Consider the following 10,586-nt stretch of genomic DNA (forward strand, 5'->3'; position numbering starts at 1 on the left):
AAATAATTATATTAAATATAGATTTAGTATTTAAGATTCTTTTCATTTTAACACCACCGTACTATGACTTTAATTCTATCCTAACATTACTATAAAAATTATCTTTTTTATTTTTCTATACCCAAATTGTATATTTAAAGCCCTAAATTGTTATAAAAAAGCCATAGTTATTAAACTATGGCTTTTATTAAAATGGTATCAATATTTTAGTTATAAATACATTATTCTCAATTTTTCTTATTATACTTCCTTTATAGGATTTTACAATTTTATCTATTTGTTTTAATCCAATTCCTTTTCCATCTTTTTTTGTTGTTTTGTATATTCCATTTTCATCTTTTATTTCACAATTTATAGTATTTTTTACAGTTATATACAAATTCTCTTTCATTTTAAAAATCTCTAATTTAATCCACCTATAAGTCCCTATAACAAGGTTTGCTTCAATAGAATTATCTAATAAATTATTAATTAAAGCTGATAGATCAATATTTTTTATTTTTATCTCTTCTGGAATATCTAATTTTAAGATAAACTCTATTCCAAAATTTTTAGCAACTTCTATTTTTTGACTAATTATTGCTTTTAAAATGACATTATCAACATTTAATAGTTGTTTTTCCAAAATTTTTATCTCTTTTGTTAAGTTTTCTATATAATTTTCTAGCTCTTGATATTCTCCACTCTTCACTAAAAAAAGAAGTACCGATAAATGATTACTCCAATCATGTTGCCAAGCTTTTGTATTCACAATATTATTTGCTAAATCTAATATTTTATTTTCCATTCTCTACCCCTTATATATCAAAATAATTCATAAATACTTCCAATACTTTTTCTTTTTTACCTCTACTTATAGGAATAATCGTATTGTCATCTAAGGTTAAAGATTCCTTTTCTATAGATTTTATAAAATGTAAATTTACTATATATGATCTATGACATCTTAAAAAATGAGTTTTTGGTAACTCATCTTCTAAATCGCTAATTCTTTTTTTATACGTTATTTTTTTATTTAATAGTTCTATATGAACATAATGAGAATATACTACAAAATATTTTATATCACTATACTTTATTTTTACTATTTGTTTATCTGTAACTACTTTTAATGATTCTTTTTTTTCTTTTAATTGTTTTATTTTTCTATAAGCTCTATCTAGTGAATCAAATAATTCATCTTCTTTTAGAGGCTTTAACAAATAGTTTATAGCTCCCACGCTATACCCTTTAGACATATGTTCTAATACCCCTGTAACAAAAATAATTGCAATCTCTTCATCTTTTTCTCTTATTTTTTTAGCTAATTCAATTCCATTCATTCTTTCCATTTGAATATCTAAAATTATAATATCTACATCCATATTTTCGTTTAAGTTAAATAAAAACTCTTCTGAACTTTTGTAATGAACTAAATGTATAGTTATATTATTTTTTAATGCCCAACTCCTAAGATATTTATCCAATATTTTATATTGGATATCACTATCCTCACATATAGCTATTTTTAGCATTCTCTCTCCCCAAATATTATTTTGTTATATTTTTTACTATTTCAGAAGGAGTATATCTTATTGACTTTTAAAAGTCAATCACAAAAATAAAAAGAGAGTTTCCTCTCTTTTCTCTTACTTAACTTTGTATTTTTCTTTTAATTTTTCAATAGTCCCATCATTAACTAATTGAATTAACGCCTCATTTATTTTCTCGTAATCCTTATCATTTTTTCCAAGAGCTATAGCTTTTGGTTCTCCTTCTAAAATACCAACTAATAGTAAATCTGAGTTGTTTTTAACATATTCCTCTGCCACACTTTCATCCAAAACAATTCCATCAATTTGACCATTTTTTAAGGCTAGTAAAGCTGAAGTATTATTTTGAAAAGGTATTACTGTTGAACCCAAAATATTTTTAGCAGTATTTTCTTTTGTTGTTCCTAACTCTGCTCCATATTTTTTATTTTCTAAATCATCCATTCCATTTATAGGATTTTTTTTATTTGTTATGAATGCTACCTTTGAAGTTAAATAAGGAGATGTAAAGTGAACCATCTTAGCTCTTTCTGGAGTAATGCTCATACCAGCTATAACCATATCTATCTTTCCTGTTTGAAGGGCTGATATTAAACCTCCAAACTCCATATTAGCCCACTTATATTGATATCCAAGTTTTTGAAATATAGCTTCGATTATATCTGGATCTAATCCTACAACTTTTCCATTTTCTAAATATTCAAATGGTGGATATTCTGCATTAGTTCCAATTACAAAAACTCTCTCTTTTTTCTCTTGAATTTTCTCCTCTTTCTCTCCACAGCTAAAAATAATCAATGCAATTAATGCTATAAAAATTCCTTTTAATATATTTTTCATAAAGACCTCCAAAATAGTTTAGAATAGAGGAATTATTCCTCCTTTATACTTCTCTAATATAAAACTTCTAACTTTGTCACTCCTTAGAACTTTCATTAAAGTTGCAATTTCTCTACTATTTTCATCGCCTTTTCTTACTGCTACTACATTTCCATAAGCACTCTCTTTTCCCTCAACAATTAAAGAATCTTCCTGAGGTGATAATCCTGCATCTAAAGCATAATTACAATTTATTACTGCTAAGTCCACATCATCTAAAGATCTTGGTAATTGAGCAGCTTGAAGAGAAACAATCTTTAACTTTTTAGGATTTTCAACTATATCAAACTCTGTGGCCATAAGATCTTTAGGATCTGACAATTTTATTACTCCATTATTGTGTAGTAAAATCAATGCTCTTCCAGCATTTGTTGGATCATTTGGAATAGCTATCTTATCCCCAACTTTTAAATCATTTACACTTTTATATTTCTTAGAATAAGCTCCTAAAGGTGGCACATATATATCCTCTAGAGGAACCAAATCTAAATTTTTCTCTTTCATAAAATTAGCTAAATATGGTTTATGTTGAAAAAAGTTTGCATCTAAAGATCCATCTGCCAAAGCTAAGTTCGGCACAATGTAGTCTGTAAATTCAACAATCTCAATATTTAATCCCTCTTTTGCTAAATCCTCCTTTACCTCATTTAAAATCTCCCCCGCAGGTATTGGAGTAGCCCCAATTTTAAACACATCTTTTCCAAAAACAAAATTTGAAACAATAACTAATAGCAAAAATGTTCTTTTCATAAAATACCCCCAGTTATAAATGTTTTAAAAATGATAATAATTTTTTATAATTTTGTCAATCTTTTTTTATTTTATTTTTTTTAAAAAAATATTTTCAAAAAAATGTTTACAACCCTATTTTTTTATGTTATATTTATGCAAATAAAAAAATTTTGGAGGAGATTAAAAATGTCTTTAAGAAAAGTTAGGGCTATGTTTTGGTTTATGTATTATTTTAAAACTATGGTTTATGTCTAGAAATATAGATATAAGCCTATTTGTATTAAATAAATATAGGCTTATATCCCAACTAACTTTTTAAAGACTTATTGTTTAAAGCTTTTGGGAAACCAAAAGCTTTTTTATTTTATCTTAATTTATGAACTAGGAGGAATTTTATGGAAAAATCTATTTTAACAGAAGTTTATATGGACAGTAACATTTGGAATGTTTTAGCTAAAGAGATTCAAAACTTCAACAACATTTTAGTTATTCATGGTGAAAAATCTCTTTTATCAATAAAAAATGAGTTTTTTAAAATTTTAGAAGATAAAAAATTTCACCTAGTTCATTATGGAAATGAGTGTTGTCATACTATTATTAACTCAACTTTGAAAAATTTAAAAAATAATGCCTATGATTTAATAATTGGTATTGGTGGTGGTAAATCTATTGATGCTTCAAAAGTTCTAATGGATAAATTAAACATACCACTTTTTACACTCCCTACTATTGCTTCTACATGCGCTGCTGTTTCATATATTTCAGTTATGTATGAAGAAAACCATGTATTTCAAGAACTATATTTTTTAAAAAGACCTCCTCATAAGACCTTTATAAATTTAGATACTTTAATCGCTGCTCCTAAAAAATATCTATGGGCAGGAATAGGGGATACACTAGCTAAATACTATGAAATGAATTTAAAAGCTCGTGGTAAAAAATTAAATTTCAACACCACTATGGGAGAAAAATTAAGTCACCTTTGTAAAGAGACTATGTTAAATTATGGAAACCATGCTTTGTCTACAACAATAGTTGATGATGATTTCAAAGAAGTAGCCGGAGTCATTCTTGTTACAACTGGTATCGTTTCAAATCTTATTGATTTTAAATATAATGGAGCTATCGCTCATGCTATTTTTGATGCTTTAACTAAAATTAAAAGAGTTGAAGAGGAGCATCTACATGGAGAAGTTGTTGCTTTTGGTATACTTATTCAGTTACAACTTGAAGATAACCATGAACAACTTAATACTCTTTTAAAGTTCTATAAAGAGATTAATCTTCCAACTACTCTTAAAGAGATAGTTATCAAAGAGGAGTATCTTGAAAAAAAAGAGGAGATTATCAATAAAATTTTAAATTCTATAGCTGGTAGTGAGATACCACTTAAGTTTACTAAAGAGGAGTTTATAACTATTTTAGAAGGAAATTTATAAGGGGGAAATGAAAATGAATGGATCAAAATATTTGGCTAAGAGATTTCAAAATAAAGAGGAAACAACTTTTAAATCTATTGATGAATCAGAAAAAAATCAAATTATAAATTTAGGAATTGGAGATTTAGATATACATACTGATAAAATCATTATAAATTCAGCTTTTCAAGATGCATTAAATGGTCATACTCACTATACTGATCCTTTAGGAGATTTAGAACTTCGTGAAGAGATTATTAAATATCATAAAACTGAGTTTAATAACTATAATGTTAATCTTGATGAAGTTATTGTTTTATCTGGAGCTTGTCATGGAATGTATTTAGCTTTACAAGCCACACTAAATGAAGGGGATGAGGTTATTGTAATTGCACCATTTTTCCCTGTTTATGTGGACCAAATAAAAGAAGCTAAAGGAAATCCAGTTATTGTTCATACAACTATTGAAAATAACTATCAAATTATCAAAGAGGATTTAGAAAAAGCTATTACAAATAAAACTAAAGGTATTATTATAAACACTCCATCTAATCCTACAGGAGTTTGTTACTCTCTAGAAAGTTTAGAGATTGTTAGTGAATTAGCTAAAAAATATGATCTACTTGTTTATGCTGATGATATCTATGATTTTTATGATTATTCTAATAGTTTTATTCCAATCTATACTTTAAGTGGAATGAAAGAACGAACTATTTCTGTTTGTAGCTTTTCTAAAAATTTTGCTATGACAGGTTGGAGAGTTGGATATAACATTGCACCTAAAGCTATTGTAGATACAATTAGAAAAATAAATGAAGTTATTGTTTACAGTGCATCAGCTATCTCCCAAAGAGCAGCACTTGCAGCTTTAAAAAATAGAAAGCATGTAAAAAATAGTGTTGTTCCTCTATATAAAGAGAGGGTTGAATACAGTTTAAATAGAATTAACAATATCCATGGTTTAAAAGCTTTTACTCCTCAAGGTGGAATATATATTTTCATAGATATTAGTGAGACTAATCTAAACTCTATTGAATATTCAGACTATCTTTTTGAAAAATTAAAAGTTAAAGTTATTCCAGGAAAGCCTTTTGGTGATGATAAAGCAGTTAGAATAGCTTGTTCAAATAGTTTAGAAGTTTTAAAAGAAGCTTTTGATAGAATTGAAAAAAATTCAATAAACAATATGGGAAGGTGAAAAAATGAAAATAAAAGAGCTAATCTTTAAAATATTAAATGGTATGAGTTTAGGAATAGTTGCTACTCTTATTCCTTCAGCAATTCTTGGGGAGATTGCAAAAAGTTTAAATTTAGTAAGTATATTAAATCTAACAAAAATATCTACAAGTTTACTTCCTTTTGCAATTGGAACTGGAGTTTCATATCAATTAAGTTTCACTCCTTTAGAAAGTATATGTGTTTCTGTTGCTACTTTTATTGGATCAGGTGTTGTATCCTTTGTCAATGGGAATATAGTTTTGACTGGAACTGGTGATGTTGTTAATGCTGGTGTAACAGCATTTATTGCATCTTTAGCTATCTACCTTTTTAGAGATAAAGTGAAGGGATTAAGTATGGTAGCTCTTCCTATCTTAATTTCAACTGCAGTTGGATGGATTGGTTTAAATCTTTTACCTTATGTTAGTAAAGTTAATGGAGCCATCGGCCTTACTGTTGAAGAAGTTGTTAAAATGCAACCTCTTTTAACTGGTGGAATTATAGCTATTATATTTTCTATTCTCATTATTTCACCATTTTCTACTGTTGGAATAGCTCTTGCTGTAAATCTTGGTGGTATAGCTGCTGGCGCTGCAAACCTTGGAGTTTGCGCTGCTGCTTTTGGACTTGCCTTAGCTGGGCTTAAAGTTAATCCTATTGGTATAACTTTAGTTCCTGTTTTAGGTTCTGCTAAAATACAAATGGCTAACTTTGTTAAAAATCCACTTATTATTGTTCCAATAGTCATTAATGCATTTACATTGGGAGTTTTAGGAGCTTTATTTAATATTAAAGGAACTGCTTTTAGTGCTGGTTTTGGAATTAGTGGTTTAATTGGACCAATTAACGCCTTAAATCATCTATCTTGGAATTTAAAAAATATACTTCTTGTAGTTACTTTATTCATTATTTTGCCAATCGTTTTTGGATATATTTGTAATTTTATTTTTATAAATAAGTTAGTTTTAATTAAAGAGGAAGACTATAAAGTAACTATATAGTTGAAACCTTAATTCTTTGAAAAAAAGTGCACTGTTTTTAGTATTAGATTTCTATATTGTACTTAGTTTTAAAACTATATATTTTGTGATATAATTGTTCCGTTATAAATCTATATATTTGGAGGAACATTATGAAAAAAATTATTTTTGGAATTTTAGCCATGACTTTGTCTACTATGGCTTTGGCAGAGAATAGATATGGCGTGGGAGCTGGGGTTGGAGTTTCTAATAGTATCTATAAGGGAGCTGAAGATAAAGCTTATCCTGTACCGCTTTTAGATGTTAACTATGGTAACTTCTATATTAAAGGAATTACTCCTGGATACTTCTTCTTTAAAGGTGAAGATCTATCTCTATCTGTATTTGTTGATCCTATGGCTGGTTTCCCTATTAAAGCTAAAGATATGGGACATGGTTATACTAATATTGATGACAGAGACTTCCAAGCTATGGTTGGATTAAGAGCTGACCTAAATACAGGAGTTGCTGGAATTAGAACTGGAGCTTCTGTTCAATTTGGTGAGCATGGTTCTGAAGCAAAATTAAGTGCTTTTAGACCTTACAATATTAATAATAAATTTACTTTAGTTCCGGGAGTTTATGTTAAAGGATTCTCTGGAGATTACACAGATTACTATTTTGGTGTAACATCAGACGAAGTTAATAGATCATCAACTGATAAATTAACTAGAGAATACAAAGCTGATACTGCATATTCAATTGGAGCAAATTTATCAGCTGAATATAAATATAATGAAAAGGTATCTTTCATAGGAATTTTAGGAGTAGAGAAATTCTCTAGTGAGATTACAGATTCTCCTATTGTTAATGATGATCCTCTATTTATTGCAAGTATTGGGGCAAAATACTTCTTCTAATAAAAAAGACTAACTTAAAGTTAGTCTTTTTTATTTCTTCTCATTTTTAAAATTTTATAACCTACATAAACTAATGCTAATAGTGCAACTAAATATTTATATCTAACTATATATGTATTTATAATATGCTCATAGTCTTTATATAATGTTCCTACACTTACCATAAATGCAACGTATATTCCTGCTCCAAGTCCTGTAAAAATACTGAACTTATATATATTCATCTCTAAGATTCCAGGAGGAAAAGATATATACTGTCTTACTACTGGTATAAATCTTCCTAAAAATACTATTAGTTCTCCTCTCTTATCAAATAAATTTTCCATTTGAGCCAACCTATTTTCATCTAAAAAAAGATATTTTCCATATTTTAAAAGAAGATTTCTTCCCAAAGTTCTTCCAAGAAAATAGTTTAAACCTGCTCCACCCAAACTTCCTAAAGTTCCTGCTAATAGTACTGGTATAAAACTCATCTCTTTAGTTCCTATCAAATATCCTGCTGGAAGTAGTGCAACTTCTGAAGGAAAAGGTATAAATGAAGATTCTAAAAACATCATTATAAAAATTCCAAAATAACCTAAACTCATAAAAAACTCACTAGCTTGTTTTATTAACTCTTCCACATTCTCTCCTTCTACTTAAATTATAACAACATTTGGTAATTCTAATAACTTTTCTTTCTCTATCTCTGTTATCTCTCCTCTTAAAGTTATTGTATGACCATACTCTTTTTGAAGAGTTTCAAACCGTTCATTTAAAATAGCTTTTACATTTAACTCTTGAGAATATGGAAAGTCTATTACGCAGTATATCGCTTTAATTATTTCCTCTTTAATATTATTATCAAGTTTATTTTGTAAAGCTTTATTGTACGTTTTAAAAGCCTCTCTTAATTCAAACTCCATATTTTCATCTAACTCTTTTGCTTTTCTTTCTCCAAATTTTGTCAATTTATAGTATGTATGATTTCTATGCTTAACAACTACATTCTCTTCTTTAGTTTTATACTCAACCATTATATTTTCAACTCGCTCTAATACTTTATTCTTAATTAGAGCTCTAACACTTTCTCTAACTTCATTTTGATTTTCAAGTATTCGATTAGCTAATTTTGATATAAATGTAGGTCCTATTTTATATATTGTTAATACTATTTTTTTTTCTAATTCACTCATATTTAATATTTACTCCTAAGTTTTTTCATATTATATCATAATTTTGGTAAAAATTTAGTAAATAAAAAGGATGAAAGTTTTCATCTTTCATCCATTATTTTTATATTAATCTCTAGTGTATTCTGATAAATATCCTAGAATTTTTTTTCTTACTCTTTGAATTGCATTATCTATTTTTTTAGAAGGTTCTTCTAGCATATCTGCAATCTCATTATATTTATACTGTTTACAAGTATAGAAAAATACTTTTTTTTCTAAAGGTGTTAAATTATTATTTAAAAACTCTCCTAACATCTCTACTAATTCTTTCCCTATAAGAATATCCTCTGGAGAATAAAAATTTACAGATGGTTTTGCATATTGAACTAAGTCATCTAAATTAATATCTTTATCTCCAATTATTGATGTATTTAACTTTTGATTTCTATTTGAATTTGACGATTTTACTGCTGTAATAATCTGTCTTTTTATACATAGATTTGCAAAAGTACTAAAACATACCTCTCTTGTTTCGTCAAATGACTTTACTGCCTTCATAAGACCTATATACCCCTCTTGAAGTAGATCATCAATGTCTCCGCCTTTTATAAAAAAGTTTTTACTGTTTCTTAAAATATCACCTTTATATTTTAAAAAAACTTTTTCCATAGCCTCTTCATCACCACTTTTTGCCAACATTACATCTCTTTCATCCATTAGTCTGCCCCCTTAACTATTTAACGGTAAAAAAAGTAAAATTAAGCTCTCCCCTAAGCTGTAAAAATTTTTAATTGTCCTTCACTATGAAAAAATAATACCATATTTTTTTTTTTATTTAAACGTTCCAATTTTTCTTTTTCATTCATATTCTTTGAAACATATAACAATATTCTAATATAATACTTTTGATAATTTATTTTCATTTTTTAAGTATTTTGAAAATAAAATTTGACACAGTTATTTTTTTTTGATACTCTTATTAAAATAATTAAATACTAAGGGGGAGTTTTATGAAAAAAATATTTAAATTATTACTACTAGTTATATTTTTTATTAGTTGTGGAAAAGAAAAAGAATCTGAAAAACAAGCAGCAACATCTAAAGAGAATAAATTAATTTATACACAAAGTAGTGAATCTGTAACTCTTCATCCTCATGAAGCTACAGACGTATATTCTAGAAGAATAATTTCAAATATTTTTGATAGACTTATTGAAACTGATGAAAATTTAAAAATAGTTCCTGGATTAGCTGAAAGTTGGGAGCAACTATCCCCTACTGAATTAAAGTTTAATTTAAGAAAAGGTGTTAAATTTCAAAATGGAGAAGAATTAACTTCTGAAGATATAAAATATACTTTGGAAAATGCTAAAAATTCATCTAAGGTTGGAACTCTTTATTCAGCAATTGATACTGTTGAAACTCCTGATAAATATACTGCTATTGTTAAAACAACAGCTCCATCAGGTTCATTAATACATCATTTAACACATATAACAGCTTCTATTTTAAATAAAAATTATTATGAAAATACAAAAGACGTTAATCATTCTCCTATGGGTACAGGTGCATATGCATTAGCAGAATGGAAACCTGGATCATATATGACATTAAAAAGAAATGATGAGTACTTTAGGGGTAAACCTGCTATTGAAATTGTTGAAGTAAGAGCAATTCCAGAAGAAAATAGTAGAGTTATTGCCATTGAAACTGGAGAACATCACATTACAGGAGATATTGACTCTATTGGTAGAAAAATTCTTGGAGATAGAAA

At 27.4% G+C, this 10,586-nt stretch carries 12 protein-coding genes; 5 read left to right on the top strand and 7 right to left on the bottom strand.

Annotation, left to right across the window (positions count from 1 at the left end):
* Positions 1-187 precede the first annotated feature (187 nt).
* The 4 genes from HMPREF0202_RS08050 to HMPREF0202_RS08065 form a co-directional block, all read right to left on the bottom strand.
* A complete protein-coding gene (locus tag HMPREF0202_RS08050) occupies positions 188-787 on the bottom strand; it encodes a GHKL domain-containing protein (RefSeq protein ID WP_023050386.1) in 600 nt (199 codons plus the stop codon).
* A 10-nt stretch (positions 788-797) separates the two neighbouring features.
* Positions 798-1,514, bottom strand: a complete 717-nt coding sequence (locus HMPREF0202_RS08055) for a LytR/AlgR family response regulator transcription factor (RefSeq protein ID WP_023050387.1) — start codon at positions 1,512-1,514, stop codon at positions 798-800.
* A 114-nt stretch (positions 1,515-1,628) separates the two neighbouring features.
* Complete coding sequence (locus tag HMPREF0202_RS08060; protein ID WP_023050388.1) at positions 1,629-2,372, bottom strand: transporter substrate-binding domain-containing protein; 744 nt, start codon at positions 2,370-2,372, stop codon at positions 1,629-1,631.
* An 18-nt stretch (positions 2,373-2,390) separates the two neighbouring features.
* Positions 2,391-3,161: a MetQ/NlpA family ABC transporter substrate-binding protein gene (locus HMPREF0202_RS08065; protein ID WP_023050389.1), complete on the bottom strand. Its 771-nt coding sequence runs from the start codon at positions 3,159-3,161 to the stop codon at positions 2,391-2,393.
* A gap of 377 nt (positions 3,162-3,538) precedes the next feature.
* Between HMPREF0202_RS08065 and HMPREF0202_RS08070 the strand changes: the two genes are divergently transcribed.
* From HMPREF0202_RS08070 to HMPREF0202_RS08085, 4 genes are all read left to right on the top strand, one after another.
* Positions 3,539-4,582: an iron-containing alcohol dehydrogenase family protein gene (locus HMPREF0202_RS08070; protein WP_023050390.1), complete on the top strand. Its 1,044-nt coding sequence runs from the start codon at positions 3,539-3,541 to the stop codon at positions 4,580-4,582.
* 13 nt (positions 4,583-4,595) lie between these two features.
* Positions 4,596-5,759, top strand: a complete 1,164-nt coding sequence (locus tag HMPREF0202_RS08075; protein WP_051364146.1) for an aminotransferase class I/II-fold pyridoxal phosphate-dependent enzyme — start codon at positions 4,596-4,598, stop codon at positions 5,757-5,759.
* Positions 5,760-5,763: 4 nt separating this feature from the next.
* Positions 5,764-6,780, top strand: a complete 1,017-nt coding sequence (locus HMPREF0202_RS08080; RefSeq protein WP_023050392.1) for a PTS sugar transporter subunit IIC — start codon at positions 5,764-5,766, stop codon at positions 6,778-6,780.
* Positions 6,781-6,911: 131 nt separating this feature from the next.
* Positions 6,912-7,658 (top strand): MipA/OmpV family protein, encoded by a 747-nt coding sequence (locus HMPREF0202_RS08085; RefSeq protein WP_023050393.1) that lies wholly within the window; start codon positions 6,912-6,914, stop codon positions 7,656-7,658.
* A 20-nt stretch (positions 7,659-7,678) separates the two neighbouring features.
* Here HMPREF0202_RS08085 and HMPREF0202_RS08090 read toward each other — a convergent pair whose 3' ends face one another.
* The 3 genes from HMPREF0202_RS08090 to HMPREF0202_RS08100 all read right to left on the bottom strand — a co-directional run bounded on the left by HMPREF0202_RS08090 (position 7,679) and on the right by HMPREF0202_RS08100 (position 9,529).
* Positions 7,679-8,281 carry a DedA family protein gene (locus HMPREF0202_RS08090; protein ID WP_023050394.1) on the bottom strand — a complete coding sequence of 201 codons (603 nt, stop codon included), beginning with the start codon at positions 8,279-8,281 and terminating at the stop codon, positions 7,679-7,681.
* A 15-nt stretch (positions 8,282-8,296) separates the two neighbouring features.
* Positions 8,297-8,833 carry a DUF2250 domain-containing protein gene (locus HMPREF0202_RS08095; protein WP_023050395.1) on the bottom strand — a complete coding sequence of 179 codons (537 nt, stop codon included), beginning with the start codon at positions 8,831-8,833 and terminating at the stop codon, positions 8,297-8,299.
* 105 nt (positions 8,834-8,938) lie between these two features.
* Positions 8,939-9,529 (bottom strand): sigma-70 family RNA polymerase sigma factor, encoded by a 591-nt coding sequence (locus tag HMPREF0202_RS08100; protein ID WP_023050396.1) that lies wholly within the window; start codon positions 9,527-9,529, stop codon positions 8,939-8,941.
* Positions 9,530-9,822: 293 nt separating this feature from the next.
* On the opposite strand from HMPREF0202_RS08100, the gene HMPREF0202_RS08105 reads away from it, so the two are divergent.
* Positions 9,823-10,586 (top strand): ABC transporter substrate-binding protein (locus tag HMPREF0202_RS08105; protein WP_023050398.1); only part of this gene is annotated, 764 nt, incomplete at its 3' end.

The sequence above is a fragment of the Cetobacterium somerae ATCC BAA-474 genome (assembly GCF_000479045.1).
GTDB lineage: Bacteria > Fusobacteriota > Fusobacteriia > Fusobacteriales > Fusobacteriaceae > Cetobacterium_A > Cetobacterium_A somerae.